This is a genomic window from Occallatibacter sp. (assembly GCF_035317045.1).
GTDB lineage: Bacteria > Acidobacteriota > Terriglobia > Terriglobales > Acidobacteriaceae > Telmatobacter.
The window spans coordinates 90854-111361 of record NZ_DATHHT010000029.1 but is presented as its reverse complement, the minus strand read 5'-3'; the positions used below and the strand labels follow the sequence as shown (position 1 = coordinate 111361).

The following is a 20508-nucleotide window of genomic DNA, read 5'->3' as shown; positions in this document are numbered from 1 at the left end:
GGAATGATTTTGTGCTCGACTTTTTAGGCAGTCTTGAACGGACGCAGATGTGCGGCGAATTGCGCGCCGCCAACGCAGGCGAACACGTGGTCGTGATGGGCTGGGTGAACCGGCGCCGCGACCACGGCAACCTGATCTTTCTGGATGTGCGCGATCGCACGGGCATTGCGCAGGTGGTGCTGGACAAAGAGCTGACGCCGGAAGGGCATTTGAAGGGCGAGCAGGTACGGCCGGAGTACGTTGTGGCCGCGGTGGGCAAGGTTCGTCTGCGCGGGAAAGATGCGATCAATCCCAAGATGCCGACGGGCGAGGTGGAGATTGAGGCGACGGAGTTGCGAATCCTCAATGACGCGCGTCTGGCGCCGTTTTCGCCCTCGGAAGAGGCAATCCAGAACGAAGAGACCCGGCTCAAATATCGCTACATCGATCTGCGCCGAGTGGAGATGCAGCGCAACTTCTGGCTGCGACACGCGATTACGCGGGCGATTCGGGAGAGCTTGAGCGAGCAGGGGTTTCTGGAGATTGAGACGCCGATTCTGACCAAGAGCACGCCGGAGGGCGCGCGTGATTTTCTGGTACCGAGCCGTGTGCATGCAGGCGAGTTTTACGCACTGCCACAATCGCCGCAGATTTTCAAACAGATCCTGATGATCTCGGGGTTTGATCGCTATTTCCAGATTGCGCGGTGCTTCCGCGACGAGGACCAGCGCGCGGATCGCCAACTGGAGTTCACGCAGGTCGACCTGGAGATGAGTTTTCCGCGGCGCGAGAGTGTGTTTGCGGTGGTGGAGGAGTTTTGCGCGGCGGCATGGGGCGCGGCGGGTATGACGCTGCCAACGCCGTTTCCGCGGATCACGTATGACGACTCGATCCGACAGTATGGGTCGGACAAGCCGGATCTGCGGCTGCCGGGATTGACGGATGTGCGGCCGGCGTTTCCTGAGGAGGCGCTGGCGACATTGCAGATCGATCCGGCGCTGCCGATTGTGGCCCTGCGCATTCCGAGCGTGGGTGAGCTGAGCCGCAAAGAGCGCGAGGACAACCATCCCATGTTCGACAAGAACAAGGGTGCGAAGTTCATCGATGACTTCAAGCGGCTGGCCAAGAGCCTGCCGGACACGGTTGCGAAAATTCACGAGTTGACGGGAGCGGCAGAGGGCGATTTTGTGATCGTGGTGGCGGGCGATCCCGCACACCATATCAAGGCGAGCGACACGAAGTTTGAAGGGCGGCTGAGCGAACGCGAGATTAACGTCTATTCGGCCGCTGGAAACTTCCGCAGCGAGTTGGCGAAGAAGTACGCCGACCGGCACAAGGCTTTTCACATCACCGACGAGGCAGTCCAAAACGCGGAACCACGAACTGGCAAGATGCTGGATGCTTCGGCCGCGTTCCATCCGATCTGGATTGTCGACTTTCCAATGTTTGAGTACGACCTGGCGAGCGGCAAGTGGGTTCCGGCGCATCATCCCTTCACCGCGCCGTATGAGGCGGACATGGCCAACCTGACGAGCGATCCGGCGTCGGTGCGTGCGGATTGCTACGACCTGGCGATGAACGGACTGGAGCTCGGGTCGGGATCGATCCGTATTCATCGCAAGGATGTGCAGCAGCAGATCTTTGCCTCGCTGGGAATTTCGGACGAAGAGGCTCGCAAGCGCTTTGGGTTCTTTCTGGATGCGCTGGAGTTTGGCACTCCGCCGCATGGCGGGATCGCTCTGGGACTCGACCGCATTGTGATGCTGCTGGCTGGCGCGCCGAGTTTGCGCGAGGTGATCACCTTCCCGAAAACGGCGAAGGCGATTGACCTGATGGCGGAGGCGCCGACTACGGTTCCGGAGCAGCAACTGAAGGAGTTGCACGTACGGGTGGTGCAGCGGAGCTAAGCAGGGGGCTCTTTTCGGATTGCGAAATCCGGGAGCGTAGGCACATCTTGGAATGTTGCCTGTGCTATAAGAAAAGCACGCGCTGCTCCCCAGGCACGATCAACGGCGCCTACTCCCCATGACCACTTCAAGCCAAGCTATTGTTCCAAATGAGTACGCTTCCTTATCAGGCAGCGGTTGCCACACCTATATTCTTCCAGCATTCTTTGAGCTGTTCCCCGCCTTCGGTCCAAACACGCGCGTCCTCGATGTGGGCTGCGGAAACGGAGCCGTTACCGCGCAGGTGGCACAGCGCGGCGGGAAGATCCTTGGGATCGACATGTCGGAGACGGGTATTCAGCTTGCCCGTCGAAACTGTCCGACAGCGCGCTTCGGAGTGCTTCCGGCAGATGCCAACCTCCTTCGCAATCTCGACGAAGAGCCATTTGACCTGGTTTACAGCCTGGAAGTGATCGAGCATTTGTATCAGGTGCCAAGTTTTATCGAAGGCTGTTTTGCCGCTACGCGCAGAGGGGGCACATTCATCTGCTCCACGCCCTATCATGGGTACGCAAAGAATCTGATGATTGCTCTCGCGGACGGATGGGATAAGCATCACAGTTCTGGCGTGGATGGCGAACACATTCAGTTCTTCAGCCGCAAGTCGCTATCCCGGCTTATGGAGAAGGTCGGCTTCCGCGACCTGAAGTTCCGTGGCGCCGGACGGGCACCGTACCTTTGGAAGAGCATGGTGATCTCTGGCGTGAGGCCGTAAAGTGCATCGAAGTTAATCGCCGGTCGCTTCCACGAGCTGATCGGGAGCGGTGATCGCGGTGGTTTCGATGGAGAGACACTTGCCGAGCCCGTTGAAATCCTTATCCCAGCGCGGGCGATCGTCGGCGATCTGCGAGGTGAGCGCATAGCTTGAGGTGCGCAGAATCTCGTACCAGATGTTCTGGGCCTGCCAGAGATTCAGTTCGAAGGGAAGCTCTACGAGCGTGTGCGCCAGAGTGAGCGCGCGTTCCAGCATCTCCAGCGAACCAGCGGACATCTGGAGTTCAACCATCGCCCTCTTCATGCGTTGGTCTGCGATGTAGGAAAGGGTGGTTGTATCCAGCGGCACCTTGTCCGCCCTTGCCAGTTGCAGAAATGACCGCAACAGCGCCTGGTCAATGGGATCGCCCTCTAGCGCGCGCCGCAGTCCCGCATTGATGGCAAACTCCGCTGCCAGGGTCAGCGCCGGAGGCTTGGGCAGGCCCGCCTGAGACAGGTAATGAAGCAGGCTGGCATGATCCTCGTAGATATTTGTGAGCGAACTCTCGATGTCCCATAATGTTGAGTTCAGAATGAGCTGAACGATGCGGCGCTGCTCATCGGTGAAGAGCGATGTGAGCGAATAGCCAACATGACCGTGATAGCGATCGATCAGGCGAATGACATCAGGAAAATCTGCGCGCTGCACGCATTCAGATGCTTGTGCTGAGAATTCCTCGAACTCCGCCGAATCGCTATCGCTGTAGGGCTTCACGGCAGCAGTGATGTTCTGATCGCCGAAGTGCAATACTGCGAAGCTGAATGCTTGCGCAAACTCGGTGATGCCGCTGGTGATGAGGGCGCGGCCAAGCGCGAGCCGTCCTCGGCCAGACGTCTGGACATCGTACGAGATCCGGCGAACGCGATAGCAGAACAGCTCGGTTTCTTCAGCGTAAGACGAGAACACGCTGCTGATGGCATAGTGCGCCGCTACCTGCTCGAGGCCCAGTTGCATCGGCACGATCTTGTCTTTGTAAATGCGTGCTCCATCGCCGGCCGCAGGCACATTGGACTTGGCTTGAGCCAGGCGAGCAAGAAACGCCGGTTCCAGGCCCACGGCTTGTTCGCCAAACAACTCTTTTGCCAGTTGCAACGCGCGCGCTGCATACGCAATGACCTGCACGGTCTCGATGCCCGAGACGTCGTCGAAGAACCAGCCGCAGCTTGTGTACATGAGCTGCGCGTGGCGCTGCATCTCCATTAATTGCAGGGCGCGGACGCGCTGTGCGGCGGTGAGATCGCGAGCCTGGTGATCTAAAAGAAAACGCCGCGCGGAGTCTTCGCTGCGATCGAGAATCACATCGATGTATCGATTGCGTGCGGCCCAGACGTCGCGGAAGAGCAAAGCGCCCTCCTGCTCGGTCATGGGTGCAATGGCATCGCGCAGATCGTCGAGGGCCTGGCGCAACGGGGTTCGCCACTGCTGGTTCCAACCTGGCTTGCCGCCGTTGCAACCGCAGTTTGAGCGCCAACGCTCCACGCCGTGCGCGCAGCTCCACGAGGTGTTGTCGATGACTTCGCACTCCCAATCGGGTGGAAACTGCTCCAGGAAGCTCGAGTAGTTGGTCAACTTGACGGTCTTGTCCTGTTCGAGAAGACGCACTGCATAGGCGAGAGCCATTTCACCGTGGCGATGATGATGCCCGTAGGATTCGCCGTCGGTTGCAACGCTCTCGAGTTGCGGCTGGGCGCTGTCTTTGAATCCTGCCTTGAGGCGCGCGGCGAAGTTTTCACCTGAATTCAGCAGGCCTTCAAAGGCGATAGCGCGGGACGTGGCACCATCGTAAAAGAAGATGGCAATCGACACGCCGGAGTCGAAGCGCATGAGGTAGGGGCGCGTGGTATCGACGGAATTAGCGAGCGGCGTGGTCCATGCAGACTCGGGCGCGGCCGCATCTGCGGGAAGCGGCCGAATGCGCTTGCACTGGCTGGGGGCAAGGACGGTGAATTTGATGCCGTGTTGCGCGAGCAGTTCGAGCGATCCTGTGTCAACAGCCGTCTCCGCGAGCCACATGCCTTCGGGCGCCGAGCCGTAATGGCTTTCATAGTCGGCGATTCCCCAGCGGATTTGCGTGATCTTGTCGCGCTGGCTGGCAAGGGGCATGATGACATGGTTGTAGACCTGTGCCATCGCCGAGCTATGACCGTCGAAGTGCTTTCGGCTGCGGCGCTCGCCGTCGAGAATCAAGCGATAGGTGCGTGGCGCATTCTCCTTGAGCCAACTGAGCAGCGTGGGGCCGAAGTTGAAGCTTATGCGCGAATAGTTGTTGGCGATGCGGATGATCTGATTCTTGTTGTTTACCGTGCGCGCGGCGCCGTTGGTGGCGTAGCACTCTGCGCAGACGCGTTCATTCCAATCGTGATAAGGCGCGGCCGAATCCTGCGTCTCGACGGTCTCGAGCCAGGGATTTTCGCGAGGGGGCTGGTAGAAATGCCCATGAATGCAAATGAAACGTTGGGTTGAGGCCATGCTTTCTCGATTAAGGGCCGGCAAATTGACCGTGCTTAATTATTGTAGGCTGCGCGGTCGGCATGCCGCTTCACGGTCGAGTGCCGGTGCTGATGCGATGACGCAAGATTTTTAGCATTCCTTGGACACGGAGCGTCCGGCGGGCGGTGTTTTCAGGGCAAGGTCGCAGGCGCGCCACAGGTACCAGCTGGCGACGGAGCGGAAGGGGCGCCATTTCTGTCCGCGCTTGAAGAGGACGTCGGGCTTGGGCAGATCGGAGGCTTCGATGGGGCGGCTTTTGGGAAGACGCTGGAAGGTGAGCGCGAATCCCTTGCGCACGCCATAGTCCGTTACCGGCAATACATCGGGACGGCCCAAGCGGAAGATGAGCAGCATTTCCACGGTCCATGGGCCGATACCGCGCACTTCAGTGAGCCGTTCAATGATGTCGGCGTCTGGCATCTTGAGAATAGCCTTATGTGTTGGCACGGTTCCGTCGAGTGTTTTGGCGGCAAGATCGCGCATGGCCTTGATCTTGTTGCCGGAGACGCCGGCGGCGCGCAGCGGCTGGTCGGGCGTGTCGAGAAGCTGCTGGGGAGTGGGGTCTCCATGGAAGAACTCGCGCACGCGACGATGGATGGTGGCTGCCGCCTTTCCGTGGAGTTGCTGATAGAGGATCGATTCGAGAAGTGACTCGAAGGGCGAAGGCGCAGCATCGAGGCGCAGCTTGAATTCGCCGACTTTGTCGATGAGAGCGCCCAGTTTCGGATCGGAGGCATTCAGATGTGCAATGGCTTCGGCAGGATCAAAGGGGAGTTTCCTGCGCTTTCCGTCGTGAATCATAGGCGAACAGTGTAACGCGGCGCAGTGATGGCGATTCGCGGGGAAATTGAGGTGCGGCAAGCGAGCCGACTTGACCCTCGCTATGTACCATCTATTGGTAGGGTCAACCTTGGAGCGACGAACTTTATGAAGATGCGTCCGGGAACGCAAACGGGATTTCTGCTCTGCGGCAAGGAGTGGAGCGAGGGTGAAGCGATTGAAGTACGCTCGCCGTGGGATCAGGGCCTGATCGGCAAGGTGACGCTGGCGACCCGCGCCGATGCGCGCGAGGCTGTGAACCATGCGGTGGCCAGCATGCGCCGCACCCGTGCGCTGCCGCGCTGGAAGCGACGCGAGATCCTTGAAGATATCGCTGCGGCTCTGATTGAGCAGAAGGATCGCTTTGCCAAGCTCATCGTCGCGGAAGCGGGCAAACCGATCCGGCTGGCACGCGCCGAGGTGGATCGTGCGGTGTTGACGTTCAAGACTGCGGCCGAAGAAGCGGCGCGGCTTGGAGGCGAGACTATCCCTCTCGATCTGACAGAGGGCAACGAGAATCGCTGGGGGCTGGTGCAGCGGTTTCCAGTGGGACCCGTGCTGGCGATTACGCCCTTCAACTTTCCGCTGAACCTGGTGGCGCACAAGGCGGCGCCGGCGATTGCGGCCTGCTGCCCGATCCTGATCAAGCCGTCGCCACAGACGCCGTTTACTGCGCTGGCGCTGGGTGAAGTGATTCTGAAGGCGGGCTGGCCGGAAGAGGCACTGGCCGTGTTGCCCCTGTCGAACGCCGACACAGCGTGGCTTGCGGAGAAGGAAGACCGCATCAAGCTGGTGAGCTTCACCGGTTCGGCCAAGGTGGGTTGGGAGCTAAAGGTGCACTCGGGCCGCAAGCGGGTGCTGCTGGAACTGGGCGGCAATGCGGCGTTGATTATCCACGGCGACTATCGCGATCTGGACAGCGCGGCGGAGCGCACGGCTCACGCGGCTTTTGGCTTTGCGGGACAGTCGTGCATCAGCGTGCAGCGCATTTTTGTCGACAAGTCGATCTTTCAGACATTCATCTGGAAGCTGGTGGAGATTGCAGGGAAGATGGCTTCAGGCGACCCGGCCAGTGAGGCGACGGAGGTGGGACCGATGATCAGGCCCGGCGAGGCGGAGCGGATTGAGAGCTGGATCAAGGAGGCGGTGGAGGGCGGTGCACGTCTGATTGCGGGCGGAGAACGCCAGGGCTCGATGATTGCGCCGGCGATTCTGACCGGGAGCAAGGCGGGGATGAAGATTCGCGACGAAGAGGTCTTTGGGCCAGTGGTTGTTGTGGAGCCGTATGTCGATTTTGAGCAGGCGCTTGCGGAGGTGAACCACTCGCGTTTTGGGTTGCAGGCTGGCTTGCTGACGCGCGATGCGGGGCGGATTCTGACGGCGTATCGCGAGCTGGAAGTGGGGGCGCTGATTGTGGGGGACACGCCGGCGTGGCGACTGGATCCGATGCCGTATGGCGGGGTGAAGGATTCGGGGCTGGGGCGCGAGGGGATCCGGTCGGCGATCGAAGAGATGACAGAGCCGCGCATGCTGGTGATGTCGGGCATGAGCTAGGAGCCGCAACCATAGCTCTGGAACCGGCCCTGGCGCGGGTGCGTAGTTTCATGGTGAGTCTCGGGTCTCAGGAGCGTCGTACTGTATGACTGTTTCCGGGTTGTTCACCACTCTCTACTGGACCTGGGTAGGCTCTGAAGCCCTGCTACAAATTGTCACTCCCACCAGCCGCTCAACTGGCCAGGTCAAAGACCGCGGTTCGTTGTTGGTATTGCTGGCTGTCATCTTTGGCTCCATCTGGATGGCGATGTGGTATGGTGCGACGCATCCGCACAACCTTCCAGGGAATCGCGAGGCATTGAAGGTGACTGCCCTAGGGCTGCTGATCGCCGGACTGCTGGTGCGGTGGACGGCGATTTTTACGCTGGGAGTTTCATTCAGCACAAACGTGGCGATCCATGCCAACCAGAAGCTGCGGAGAACCGGACTGTTCCGCTGGGTTCGGCATCCTTCCTACTCGGGGATGCTGCTGATCTTTGCTGGAGTCGGATTGAGCCAACGGAACTGGGTGAGCCTGGCTATCCTGCTTGTTTTTCCGACAGCGGCTCTGTTGTATCGGATTCACGTGGAGGAGCTGGCGCTGGGTGAGGCATTCGGAGACGACTATGCCCAATACCGGCAGTCGACTTTCCGGCTGATTCCCGGGATTTATTGAAGGGGGTATCCCCCCATACTCTGCAGATAAAATATCCTCTTTCAATGATTTACAGAAGACGTGGCCTGCAAGGTCTTCCTATCATTTAAGTTAGCCGGAGAGTCTTCGTGGGTAAGGACATAGAAGCTCTCGGGCTCCTTCACAGTTTCACTGTTTCGCAGTCTCAAAGGCGATTTTCGAGATCCGCGGAGTTGAAGAGAGCGAACTCACTGTGGGGATGAGGGTTAACTCATTTCCACACGTGATTTTCTGGCGCTTTTTGGCGCTTTTTGGCCAGATTTTGGCGGGTCATAACGGTGGTTAGGCGCTTCGCGATTTCAAAGCCTGCGAAACTGTGAGCGACGAATGAACAAGCAAATTGAAGTTTGCCGCATAGATTCAGCTTAGGCCAATCGGCGAAATAACCTGCAAAATGAGTGGACTTTTTTGCCTTTTGTTTTGAGTGAGTTAGGTGGGGATGATGGAACGAGAGACTTGACAGCAGATTCGCTCACAACGGAAAGCCCCTCCCCGTCCAAACGAGTGTCTGCGCCCCTCGCCTCTACACTGATGAGCGATTACTGCCTTGGCGTGTCTTTCTGCCGACGGGCAAGATCACAACCCGCAGCGCTGATCAAATTTGACCATCCTTCAGTCTGCCCTTCTGACAGGATCTACAAAGGCATAATTGTGTGCCTCCGAAGCCAGTGATCAAGCCATCCGTGCCTGCGAAGCGCGATGTCGAACAGAGGAGCGCACGTGATGTTATCCAAGGCTGTATCGAAGAGCCGCCGAGCCGCGGTTCTTTTGTTCGTCACGCTGATCCTGCTAGCACTGTCGGTCCAGGCTCGATCGCAATCCCTTTCCTCATCGACAGACCCCTCAGTGACCGCAAGAACACCGACTTCGGGGACACTTGATCTGACGTATCTTCGTCCCACCGAGGGAATAAAGGTCAGGAATTATGTTTACGAAGGGTTCGGTCCATACCCAATCGCGGGTGCAGCCTTCACGGCCGGCATCAATCAACTGACTGATTCCCCGCCCGAATGGAACCAGGGGATCAAGGGTTTCAGCAGGCGGTTTGGGTCTAACCTCGGAATCGCGATTGTTGGAACATCGACGCGATATGGTCTGGCAGAAGCCTTCAAGGAAGATACTCTGTACTACCGCTGTCAATGCAGCGGCGCATTTCCGCGACTACGCCATGCTGTGATTTCAACGGTGATAGCGCGCCGCGGCAGCGACGGCCATCGCGTTTTCTCTTTCCCTGCGCTGGTCGCACCGTATGCAGGATCGGTGGTTGCGGTTTACGGCTGGTATCCAAACCGCTTCGGCGCGAAGGATGCATTCCGAATGGGTAACTACAGTCTGCTGGCGTATATGGGCGAGAACATTTCCCTGGAGTTCTTTTACAGCGGCCCCCATTCTTTGATCGCTCGCATGCATTTGAATAATTTGCACGGTTCCACGATTAAAGGTCCGAATCAATGAGCGATCTGGGATCGACTCCGGCCGCAACCTTGAGCCGTCCCCATCCCGGGGCTCTGGTCGCGGGCGCACCTGCTGCTGCGATCCTTGGTCCAGGATTGATCACCGGATTCTTTGAATGGTTCGGCAGCCTTGGCGTCTTTTCATGGCGAGTGCTCAGGGCCGCAGTGACGCCGCCGTATGAGTGGCGCGAGCTGGTCCGCCAGCTTGACGAAGTTGGATCGAAGTCTCTGCCGCTGGTCGCATTGGCAGGCGCAGCCATCGGCGTCGTGATTTCGCTCGAAGCCCGTTACAGCCTCAGTCGATTCGGCGCTAAATCAATGTTTCCCGCCACCCTGGTCTATTCCGTGGTTCAGGTCATGGGTCCAGTAATCACCGGTCTGGTAGTGAGCGGCCGTGTTGGCGCAGGCATCGGCGCCGAGCTCGCATCCATGAAAGTGACTGAACAGATTGATGCCATTGAAGCGTCGGCGGTGAACCCTTACAGGTTGCTCGCGGCCACGCGAATCCTTGCGTGCATCCTGATGTTGCCGCTCCTCACTATTGCCGCGGACGCCTGCGGACTGATGACTGGCTGGTTGGCACAGGCCCTGGTTGAGCCACTCTCGTTTCATCAGTTCATTCAAAGCGGCTTTAGCGGAGCCACTTTTAACTCGTTCCTTCCGCCAACACTCAAGACCACTGTATATGGGCTGATCATCGGGCTCATTGCCTGCTTCCAGGGAATGCGAACCACGGGAGGCGCTGCGGGTGTTGGGCGAGCTGCCACGAACTCTGTCGTGCTGGCCTCGCTCTTCCTCATCCTCGCTGATGTTGTGCTCGTGAAATTCATTCTCGTCTTCTTTCCTTAACCGTTGATCGAATGAAATGAAAGCAAAATGTCGACAGCGTATGACATCGCGGTGAAGCAAGACAGTCACGCAGGAGATAAAGCCGCGTCGATCATCGAAGTCGAGAATCTGCATAAGGTATTCGGCCCTCAAGTCGTCCTGAATGGGATGTCCTTGCACGTGAACCGGGGAGAGACCCTGGCCGTGCTGGGACGCAGCGGAACAGGAAAGAGCGTCCTACTAAGGATCATTATCGGCCTCGAAAGGGCCGACTCCGGATCGGTTCGGATCCACGGGCAAAGCATCGCCGGACTACCCCTCGACCGGATGAGTGAAATCCGGAAGAAGATGGGTTTCCTGTTTCAGCATGCGGCCCTTTACGATTCGCTCACTGTTGCCGAGAACGTGGCGTTTCCCCTTGAGCATCATCGCCAAGACCTTTCCAAATCTGAACGGGCTGACCGAGTCACTCATTTGCTGGCTGAAGTCGGCATGGAAAACGCCGCCGGCAAGATGCCCTCGGATATCTCGGGTGGAATGCAGAAACGTGTGGGGCTGGCGCGCGCACTTGCGCTGGGGCCGGACCTTCTCCTTCTGGACGAACCGACCGCCGGTCTCGATCCCATCAGCTCTGGGGAAATCGACGACTTAATTCTCAAGCTCCAGCGGGAACACCAGATGGCTTCCATTGTGGTCACGCACGACTTGCACAGTGCACGAACGATTTCAAACCGCATCGCGCTTCTTGACCAGGGTCGCGTGGTGATCGAGGGTACATTCGATGACCTTCAACAAAGCGACATTGAATTTGTAAGGCAATTTCTAAAGGTTTCGTAGGGGGGCATATGTCGAGAGTGGCGCGTCTGGGAGCATTCATCGTTGTAACACTGGCGCTTCTCGCCACAGGCATCTTCATCATCGGGAGCAAGGAATACCTGTTTCGTTCCACCTACCAATTGAAGGCGCAATTCGACAATGTCGCGGGCCTCGCTGAGGGCGCCGATGTCCAGGTGGGGGGAGTACACAGCGGAACCGTCACCGGTATCGCGTTGCCGAGCAAACCGGGAGGCAAGGTCACAGTTGTCATGGAACTCGACCAGCCTACGCACGCAATCCTCAAGCAAGACTCTGTGGCTTCGATTCAAACGGAGGGATTGCTGGGCAATCAGTTCATGTCCATTTCTTTCGGATCTGCCGGGCAGCTCGATGTAACGAATGGGCAGACCATACGCAGTGATCCTCCTCTCGCAATGGCGGATCTACTGCAGAAGACCAGCGGCATCCTTGATGGCAGCCGGCGCGCCATCAACAATGTCACGCAGGCGACTGCACATCTGAATTCGGTGAGCGCCAAGATCGATTCGGGCCAGGGTACCGTCGGCGCGCTGGTAAACGACAAGCAACTCTACAGCCACCTTGAGCAGACTACGACCTCCTTGCAGGAAACGATGGCCCAGGCTCAAACAGGCGTGACGGACTTTCAGGAAAACATGGAAGCCCTGAAGCACAACTTCTTCCTCAGCGGTTATTTCAAGAAGCGCGGCTACGTAGACTCGGCCAGCCTGGCGGCGAATTCGATCTCAGCGCTTCCTCAGGCATCGCCGTTGAAGTCATTTACCTTTACAGCCAAACAGCTTTTCGACAGCCGCGACTCGGCGAAGCTGAAGAACCAGAAGTCTCTCAAGGACGGAGGCAACTTTCTCGCGCAGAATCAGTTCGGGTTCGCAGTCATAGTCGTCTCCAATGGCATGGAAGGCGACACCCAGAAAGACCTGGTTCTCACCGAGGCAAGGGCCATGGTGGTTCGCGAATACCTGGTTGAAAACTTCGGATTTGACGATAGCCAGCTCAAGACCTTGGGAATGGGCAAACAGGCCGGCGCGAACATCGACGCAGACTGGGGATCAATCCAGATCCTCATCTTTCCGGTAGGAACCGCGCTGCCCCCCGACAAAGCTGCGCAGACTGGATTCTCCATCCCAAACCATGCCGACCAATCGCTTCACGCGACCACTGCCGCGACCGAAAAGCCCTAGAGACAGATTTGAACAAATCGAAGCGGCAATGCGCACCTGCGAAGCTGTGTGACGATGGAGAAGAGATGACCGGCAACAAGCATAATCCCGAAGGAAACAGCAGCGACGCGGGTGAACCCAGCCCGGGCCCTTATTGGAAGCGCATGCATCAGGACTGGCGCTTCTGGGTTGGCGCGATTCTGATGGCCGGCGCACTGGCGATCTACGTTTTCAGTGGCGACCTGGCATGGGTTCTACGCAGCCATCCCCATTAGAGACCGGTAGAAGCGGCGGCGGGATCATTTCATTCATCTGCTGCCCTCCGTGAGTGGCGCATACCGCCTTAGGCCGGGTGTCGAAATTCAGTGTATTCAGCAAGATCCCCAAACATGATCGGGGGTCTGGGTACTTTGGCGCTGTAATCGTGCCTCGAGATACACGGTTCGGACCGCTATCGATGCTATGTTCAAGATTCGTGTGGAACGAGCGCTTCTTGAACTGCGTGCGTGCGACGCCGGCGCTCATGTGCGGACCAACACTAGCCTGAGCGTTTTTTGCCGGAACTCGCATTACTGGAACGTATGGAATCCAAGACTTGCTGTGCGTACAACGTGACCAGGGGTTGCAGGATCAACTCCACGGTCACGGCCGCCGACAGTGCGCGCGAGCCTCTCAAAGTTCTGAAGGTGCTGGTTGAGGGTCTTGCCCGGGATTCGAAGTCGAGCCTTTGGCTGATTCCGCTGGAGCATGCTCCGCAGCTGGCGCGGCTTTTCCCTTTCGACCTGGCCTACCTCGACAAAGATATGAAGGTGCTGGTGGCCTTGGCGTTGCGGCCCGAGGTTGCCGCTCCGCCGTTCCGTGTTGAAGTTGCGAGCGCCCTGGTTCTGCCGTTCAACAGCCTTCAATCGAGCGGGACGGTGCCTGGCGATCAGATCATTGTTTGCGCCGAGGACGAACTCGAACTCCGACTCGCGGAGGTTGCTCGTCCGGCGGTTGTCGAAGCGGTCACGCCCGTCGCGGAAGCTCCCATTGCAGCGACAAGTCTCCCCTTCACTTCGATTCCAAACCTGCCACTGCATTCGTTTCCGAGATCGCAGGTTTCGGTTCACACACTCGCTGGTTCCGTTCCGCAGGGCACAGGGTTCACGGTAGGAATGACCAGCAGCAGCTGGCAGATCTCGAACTCCACGATGGCTGCCACCGCGGTGCTCGAGCCTGTCGAGATTCGAGAAGAAGCGGTTCAAGAAGAAGCAGTGCAAGAAGAAGCGGCGGGGAGCGAGAAGATTGGTGAGATTGGCCTTGCGGACGTGGAAAGCACGGAAACGCAGGTCGCAACCACCAGTATTGCGGAGCCCGCTTCGAGCGCGGTGTCTGAGCCTGTCTCTGGTCTCGAGCCTGCTGCTGAGGTTGCGGAGAGCGCACTGAAGGAAGCGGCTGCAGCCATGGCATCGTCCGTCGCTGCGGAGTTCGAGGCAGTCGCGATCGAGCCGGAGACGGTCGCTGTTGAGGCGGAGGCGGTTGAGGAAAAGCCGGGGACCGACATTTCTCCGGTTGCTTCAGAGACTACGCAGGTCGTCGAGCAGGCAGGCGTGAAGGCGGACGCCGCTGAGACCGGAACAGATGTTCACCCAATAAAACGCAAGAAGTCCGCGGAGAATTTGCCTGCAAAAGTCTCCACTTCGACTGCTGGGGTAACAGCGAAGAAGAATGAACGGGAAGAGAAGAAGAAAGAATCGCTGGGGGTTCTGGTAAAGCGCTTCCTCAATTGCGAGGATCCGCTGCCGGAGCGGCGCTCGATCATACGGCTGTTGGTGCAGGGGCTGATTGCTTACACCGGGGACGGCGAAAAGAAAAAGCCGTACGAGGTGCGCGATGTGAGTCCGACGGGGCTGTATCTTCGCACGCAGGAACGCTGGAATCCGGGCGACGTTGTTTCGCTGGTGTTGCAACGAAAAGACTCCACCGAGGAGCAGCGTGAGAGGCACGTCACCGTGAAGCTGAAGGCGATTCGATGCGACGAGGGTGGCGTCGGCTTTTCGTGGTTGTGGCCCGATGGTGTGGAGTTTGAACCCTGGAGGCGGGTGCACACGAAGAGATCGGATGAGACGGACGCGGATTTCTTTATGAGAGAACTTCGTCTGACAAGGGCTCTTGGGTTCCTGCTAGAGGTGTGTCCCGCTGCGATGGAAGAGATGAAGCTGGGACTTCATAAGCGGCTGAGCAACAAGAGAGTGGCGGGCGCCGTGGAGATTGTGTTGAAGGCACAAGAATTGCTGGGACGGCTCGAACCTCGTGCGAAGGTGCAGGCTCATCCGGATATGGTGAGGCGCATTCTCGAAAACGGATCTTGGACGGAGGATGACTGGATTCGGCAGTGGTGGTCTGGCCTGCTGGTGAGCTCGTGCAGCGCCGATGCGCTGGACAGTTCAAATTCCGTTTTCATTGACTTGCTGGCGAAGCTGATGCCGGTTCACCTGCGCGTTCTGGCGTTCGTCTGCCCCAAGGCGACAGAACGGATCGCGGCAGGTGAGTCTGCGGCCAAGCTGGACCTGTATTGCACGGCAGAGGAATTGATCGAAGCGGTAGGATCGCAAAGTATTGCCCGGATCCACCAGACAATGGGACAACTGTCGTCGCTCGGATTGCTCGCCGAGATCAACAAGCCCTCGTATGTTTCGGTGACGGACAAGGTAAAGACCAGAGCCACGCCTACGGCGCTGGGCCTGAAGATGCATGCGCGCTGCCATGGGCATCGATAAAGGCTGGCGTTCCCAATGCCGGCCGTATTTTGTCGCTGGGTCCACGTTGAGCCCGCTCCATTGAAAAAGAAATCTTAGGAATTGGCCGTCGCGTCGATTGCATTGCGCGTGTGGTGTCATGTGCGTGGCCGGTGCGATGATCTGAAAGAGCAGCTATAGTGGTTTGGCTGCAGCGGATATACGCGCCGGGCTGTGGGAGAACAGAGGGTTATGGACCTTGGACTGAAGGACAAGCTAATTGTCGTGACGGGCGGCGGAGCGGGCATTGGGGCGGGTATTTCACGCGCGTGCCTGGCAGAGGGAGCGCGTGTAGTGGTGCTGGGGCGGCGCTCGGATAATGTTCAGGCGTTCATCGCGGAGATGGAGAAAGCGCACGCCCAATGCAACCTGGTGGAGGCGCATCTCGAAGACCTGGATCGCTGCGCGTCGGCGATCGCGGAGATTGAAGACCGGTACGGCGACATCTATGGGCTGGTGAACAACGCAGGTGTGAATGACGGCGCGGGGCTGGAAAAGGGGAGAGTGGCGCGCTTTGTTGAAAGCCTGCAGAAGAACCTGATCCACTATTACGCGCTGGCCCACTATGCGCTGCCTTCGCTGAAGCGGACGCAGGGAGCGATTGTGAATATCAGCTCGAAGGTGGCGCTTACCGGTCAGGGAAACACATCGGGCTATGCGGCGAGCAAAGGAGCCCAGCTTGCACTGACGCGGGAATGGGCTGCTGAGCTGTTGCCGCACAACATTCGCGTGAATGCGGTTTTGCCGGCTGAGGTGATGACTCCGTTGTATCGGCGCTGGCTGGATACGCTGGGCGATCCCGAGGCGGAGCTGAAGCGCATTACGGACAAGATCCCGCTGGGGCACCGGATGACACTGTCGGCGGAGATTGCGGCGGTAACGGCGTTTCTGCTTTCGCCGACGCAATCGGCGCACACGACGGGGCAACACATCATTGTGGATGGTGGGTATGTCCACCTGGATCGAGCGCTGACGTAGAGCGTAGAGGCAGGGCGTGGCCGGGTTGACTGTGTTCTGGTGCGCCAGGCGTTGTGGGCCTACAGAAGGCGCGGGCGCCGGACGAAGGATTGCAGGACCGCGAAGCGCATGCGGATTGCGTCGGCGCGCAGAGACGCAAGCACAGATGGATCGACGGCAACGCCATTTCGGTCGGCATAATCCGCCATTTGCATCAGGACGCCAGCGTCTCGAAACGCAGACCAGCGAGCGGACCGGTCAGAGGCGAGGACGGCGACACGGGCTGAACTGCTGACTGACCATGCCGGTTGGAGTCGGCTCGACAGCGATTCCCAGGAGAGCTGATTGCGGCGATGCAGTGTCGCCGCCGAGAAGGTCAGGTAGGCGGCGGTCATGGTGAACAGGGCGAATTGGATTGCAATCAGAGTGATTGTGATTTCCTGGTCCGACAGTTGCTTCGGACGATAGGCGGAGAATATCCGCCCTTCCGCAGGTTAGAGCGGGGATCGGGAGTGGGGCAATGCCACTTCCGCGTCAATGAGATGCGTGATTTTGGAACAGATTTCTTGCAGCGCGAGCGAAAGAGATTTCGCTTCCGGATGGGTTCGTCACTCTCCTGTGGCATCTCCACAGGTCGTTATGGCATACTTCTGTGGTCGTACCACAGGTACTGAAATGTCTCCTGAAAAACTTGACCTTCTGCAAGGAACGCTCGACTTGATGGTGTTGCAGACACTGACGGTGATGGGTTCGCTGCACGGCTACGGGATCGCGCGCCGCATTGAGCAGGTGAGTGGCAATGCCTTGCTGCTGAACCAGGGAACCATTTATGCATCGCTGGTGCGGCTGGAGCAGCGCGGATGGATCGGTTCGCGCTGGGGCACGTCAGACAACAAGCGCAAGGCGAAGTTCTATTCGATCACGGCTGCTGGAAAACGACAGCTGACGGCCGATGCCCACTACTGGGAGCGGCTGAAGGAAGTGATGGAGCGCGTGATGACTATGGATGACTCAGCCAAAGGCGGAGCGGACGCATGAGTGGGTTGTGGCGGCTGCTGGGCAGAATGTGGGCGTTTGTGCGCAGAAGGCCGCTGGATGCGGAACTCGACGCAGAGCTTGCAGCTCACCTGGAGATGGCGATTGAAGACAACATGGCTCACGGACTGCCGGCTGCGGAAGCGCGACGGCTGGCGCTGGTGAACCTGGGTGGCGTGGAACAGGCGCGGTACAGACACAGAGAAGCGCGAGGTCTTATGAACATCGATATCCTGATGCAGGATCTGAAGTACACGGTGCGCACGCTGTGGCGCGATCCGAGCTTTACGGTGGTTGCGGTGCTGATTCTGGCGCTGGCGATCGGGGCGAATATCGCGGTGTTCAGCGTGGTAAATACGCTGCTGCTGCGCCCATTGCCGTTTCAGAGCGCGCAGCAACTGGTGTGGATTGCGCCGCCGCCGACCAAGTGCGGACTGAGTTGCGCGACGTATTCGACGGATGCGTACGATGAATTCCGGACGATGAGCCGCTCGTACCAGGATGTTACGGGGTATTTTGCGTTTTCAAGCGCGGACAATCTGAGCCTGAATCTTGGCGGCGCGCCGGTGACGGCAACCAGTATCGACGTGATTCAGAATTTTTTCCCATTACTGGGCGTGCAGGCGCAGATGGGGCGGGTGTTTACGCCGGAAGATGCGCGGAATGGCGCGGCGCCGGTGGTGCTGCTGACGAACGCGTGGTGGAAGCGGCAGTTCAACGGCGACAAGAATATTGTTGGCAAGGCGTTCGACATGAACGGCAAGCAGACGACAGTGATCGGGGTGCTGCCGGCGAGCTTTGATTTTGGTGCAGTGTTTGCGCCGGGGACGAAGGTCGATGCGATTACGCCGCTGAATTTGTACGGGCCTCCGCGTGACTGGGGCAACATCATTACGCTGATCGGGCGACTGAAACCGGGTGTGACGCTGGCGCAGGCCCGGAATGAGGCGGCGAGCGTAGCTCCGCATATGTGCTGGAACAACAAGCAACCGAATAGCTGCGGCCAATACAAGGATGCTGTCGTGCCGGTACCCCTGAAGGAATATGTGAGTGGGAAACTGCAGCGGTCACTAGTGGTGCTGTGGGCGGCGGTGGGGGCAATTCTGCTGATTGCGTGCGTGAACCTCTCGAACCTGCTGCTGGCGCGTGCGGCTGCGCGGTCGAAGGAGTTTGCGATGCGGGGCGCGCTGGGAGCCAGCCGAGGACGCATCGTAAGGCAGCTGTTGACGGAGAGCCTTGTGCTGTCAGGCGCGGGTGCGGTTGTGGGATTTTTGATGGCCGCGGCCCTTGTTTCATGGCTGGCACACCAGGGCGCGATTGCATTGCCGCTGCTGAGCACGCTGCACATGGATCTGGCTGCGCTGGGATGGACGGTGCTGATTGCGGTGTTTGCGGCAGCGGTGTTCGGGCTGGTGCCGGGATTGCGAATTGCAGGCGGCAATCTGCAGGAATCGTTGAAGGATGCGGGGCCCGGCGCGAGCGCGAGCCGGAAGCATGAGCGGATTCGAGCCATCCTCGTGGTGTCGGAAGTCGCACTGGCGTGCATGCTCCTCGTGGGAGCGGGCTTGCTGCTGCGGAGTTTCATGCGAGTGCTCGACGTCGATCTTGGCTTTCAGCCGGACCGAGCCGCAGCGATCAAGGTCACCTACGACGACAGCGTGCCCGGAGACAAGACGGGCGATTTGAGCGCGGCGAAACGCGGAGTGATCTTCCAGCAGATTCTAGCTCGCGTTAGCGCGCTGCCAGGGGTGGAGGCCGCGGGGATGGTGGACTATCTGCCGCTGGGGCAGAACCGCGCATGGGGAACCCCGATTCCCAAGGGTAGAAATCCAAATGAATTCAAAGATGTGGCGGGGCCCCTGGTTTACGTGATTTCGCCCGGTTACATGCGGGCGATGGGTACGAGTCTGCGAGGACGCGACGTTACCTGGGACGACGGACCCAAGAAGGAACAGGTCGTATTGATCAACGAAGCGATGGCCGGGTTCTTCTGGCCAAATCAGGATGCAGTCGGCAAGATTCTGGGAAACGGCGTAGATGACAAGAACGACCTTCGCGTCGTTGGGGTTGTGGCGGACGTGCATGAAGAAAACGTGGATGGGGAGGCCGGGTGGCAAATTTACTATCCGACGACACAGGCGTCTCCCAATGATGCGGAGCTCGTGATTCGCACCCGCCTGCAGCCTGCATCGCTGGCGACGAGCGTGCTGACGACGCTGCGCGAGATGAATCCACAACAGCCCATGGCGGAATTCAAGCCAATTCGCCTGCTGGTGAATCACGCCGTTTCGGGACGGCAATTCTTCATGCTGCTGGTGGTTTCATTCGCAACCCTGGGGTTGCTTTTGGCGTCGCTGGGGATTTATGGAGTGATTTCGTATTCGGTGACGCGGCAGACGCAGGAGATCGGGATTCGCATGGCACTTGGAGCGAGCGCGGGAATCGTGCAGCGGCAAGTGCTGGCGGGTACCTTGCGGCTCGCGTTGATCGGCGTGGTGCTGGGTGCGGCTATATCGATCGCGGGCGCGCGAATGATTGCCTCACTGCTGTTTGCTACCTCTCCGTGGGATGCCATGACCTATATGAGCATGGCGGTTGGACTGCTTGGGGTGGCGGGGGTCAGCGGGTACATTCCGGCGTTCCGGGCATCGCGGATCAATCCGACGGGAGCTCTGCGCGCCAACTGAAGCGGGTCCGGGAGGCGTTGTTGCTGCGTTTGGTGGGCCGTGGGGATGTTGACATGGCGACCGGCGCCGCGTGCACCACGCTCATCAATGCTTCTCTGCCATTTTCTTCTGGTGTGACAGAGAAATCCGGTACAGAATGTGGGCAGGAGCAATCATGTCCCCGATCCGAATCACCCGGGAGGTCCACCAGGGTTGGTTGAGCGGTAATGGGATTGCGTGCAAGTGCAGGGTTGAACTTGCGACGAAGATCTCGCCTGGTTTCCCCACCGTAAGAACGCTGGACATCTGGATGCCCGAGAAGCCGCCGGAAGGCAGCTACAAGGTGCAGATCGACAGCACGACGCTGGACGTGCAATTCAAGCGCGGTGCGTGGCTTGAAGCTGTAGCCTGACGATCGCGCAGCATCAGTGAGTTCCCCGATCCACGTCGGGAGAATGCGGAATTCGATTGCTTCTCCATCTCCGGCATCGCTATGATGCTCGCGCTACCCGCTTCTCAGCTGAGCGTCTACAGACGATCTGAATCACCTTAAAGAAGGAG

17 protein-coding genes are annotated in these 20508 nt (G+C 58.9%); 14 read left to right on the top strand and 3 right to left on the bottom strand.

What is annotated here, in order from left to right:
* Positions 1–47 precede the first annotated feature (47 nt).
* Entirely contained in the window at positions 48–1886 is a 1839-nt protein-coding gene (gene aspS, locus VK574_RS14750) for an aspartate--tRNA ligase (protein ID WP_472800679.1), read from the top strand.
* Positions 1887–2004: 118 nt separating this feature from the next.
* Complete coding sequence (locus tag VK574_RS14745) at positions 2005–2640, top strand: class I SAM-dependent methyltransferase (protein WP_472800615.1); 636 nt, start codon at positions 2005–2007, stop codon at positions 2638–2640.
* A gap of 12 nt (positions 2641–2652) precedes the next feature.
* Here VK574_RS14745 and VK574_RS14740 read toward each other — a convergent pair whose 3' ends face one another.
* Both VK574_RS14740 and VK574_RS14735 read right to left on the bottom strand, forming a co-directional pair.
* Positions 2653–5148 (bottom strand): DUF3536 domain-containing protein, encoded by a 2496-nt coding sequence (locus VK574_RS14740; RefSeq protein ID WP_472800614.1) that lies wholly within the window; start codon positions 5146–5148, stop codon positions 2653–2655.
* Between the two features lie 111 nt (positions 5149–5259).
* Entirely contained in the window at positions 5260–5970 is a 711-nt protein-coding gene (locus VK574_RS14735; RefSeq protein ID WP_472800613.1) for a DNA-3-methyladenine glycosylase family protein, read from the bottom strand.
* A 126-nt stretch (positions 5971–6096) separates the two neighbouring features.
* Between VK574_RS14735 and VK574_RS14730 the strand changes: the two genes are divergently transcribed.
* From VK574_RS14730 to VK574_RS14690, 9 genes are all read left to right on the top strand, one after another.
* Positions 6097–7542 carry an aldehyde dehydrogenase family protein gene (locus tag VK574_RS14730; protein WP_472800612.1) on the top strand — a complete coding sequence of 482 codons (1446 nt, stop codon included), beginning with the start codon at positions 6097–6099 and terminating at the stop codon, positions 7540–7542.
* 85 nt (positions 7543–7627) lie between these two features.
* A complete protein-coding gene (locus VK574_RS14725; protein WP_472800611.1) occupies positions 7628–8197 on the top strand; it encodes a methyltransferase family protein in 570 nt (189 codons plus the stop codon).
* 741 nt (positions 8198–8938) lie between these two features.
* Positions 8939–9670 (top strand): hypothetical protein, encoded by a 732-nt coding sequence (locus VK574_RS14720; protein ID WP_472800610.1) that lies wholly within the window; start codon positions 8939–8941, stop codon positions 9668–9670.
* Complete coding sequence (locus VK574_RS14715) at positions 9667–10518, top strand: MlaE family ABC transporter permease (RefSeq protein WP_472800609.1); 852 nt, start codon at positions 9667–9669, stop codon at positions 10516–10518. The genes VK574_RS14720 and VK574_RS14715 overlap by 4 nt, the downstream gene beginning before the upstream one ends.
* 27 nt (positions 10519–10545) lie before the next feature.
* Positions 10546–11334, top strand: a complete 789-nt coding sequence (locus tag VK574_RS14710) for an ABC transporter ATP-binding protein (RefSeq protein WP_472800608.1) — start codon at positions 10546–10548, stop codon at positions 11332–11334.
* An 8-nt stretch (positions 11335–11342) separates the two neighbouring features.
* On the top strand, positions 11343–12533 hold the full coding sequence (locus VK574_RS14705) for an MlaD family protein (protein WP_472800607.1): 1191 nt from the start codon (positions 11343–11345) through the stop codon (positions 12531–12533).
* 65 nt (positions 12534–12598) lie between these two features.
* Positions 12599–12787 (top strand): hypothetical protein, encoded by a 189-nt coding sequence (locus VK574_RS14700; RefSeq protein ID WP_472800606.1) that lies wholly within the window; start codon positions 12599–12601, stop codon positions 12785–12787.
* Between the two features lie 306 nt (positions 12788–13093).
* Positions 13094–15271: an Abi-alpha family protein gene (locus tag VK574_RS14695; protein ID WP_472800605.1), complete on the top strand. Its 2178-nt coding sequence runs from the start codon at positions 13094–13096 to the stop codon at positions 15269–15271.
* Between the two features lie 210 nt (positions 15272–15481).
* On the top strand, positions 15482–16267 hold the full coding sequence (locus VK574_RS14690) for an L-fucose dehydrogenase (protein ID WP_472800604.1): 786 nt from the start codon (positions 15482–15484) through the stop codon (positions 16265–16267).
* A 59-nt stretch (positions 16268–16326) separates the two neighbouring features.
* Here VK574_RS14690 and VK574_RS14685 read toward each other — a convergent pair whose 3' ends face one another.
* Entirely contained in the window at positions 16327–16641 is a 315-nt protein-coding gene (locus VK574_RS14685; RefSeq protein ID WP_472800603.1) for a hypothetical protein, read from the bottom strand.
* A 280-nt stretch (positions 16642–16921) separates the two neighbouring features.
* Between VK574_RS14685 and VK574_RS14680 the strand changes: the two genes are divergently transcribed.
* From VK574_RS14680 to VK574_RS14670, 3 genes are all read left to right on the top strand, one after another.
* Positions 16922–17284, top strand: coding sequence for a PadR family transcriptional regulator (locus VK574_RS14680; protein WP_472800602.1), 363 nt, complete (start codon positions 16922–16924; stop codon positions 17282–17284).
* Positions 17281–19968 carry an ADOP family duplicated permease gene (locus tag VK574_RS14675; protein WP_472800601.1) on the top strand — a complete coding sequence of 896 codons (2688 nt, stop codon included), beginning with the start codon at positions 17281–17283 and terminating at the stop codon, positions 19966–19968. Before VK574_RS14680 ends, VK574_RS14675 begins: the two co-directional genes overlap by 4 nt.
* Before the next feature lie 154 nt (positions 19969–20122).
* Positions 20123–20359, top strand: a complete 237-nt coding sequence (locus VK574_RS14670) for a hypothetical protein (protein WP_472800600.1) — start codon at positions 20123–20125, stop codon at positions 20357–20359.
* Positions 20360–20508: the final 149 nt, after the last annotated feature.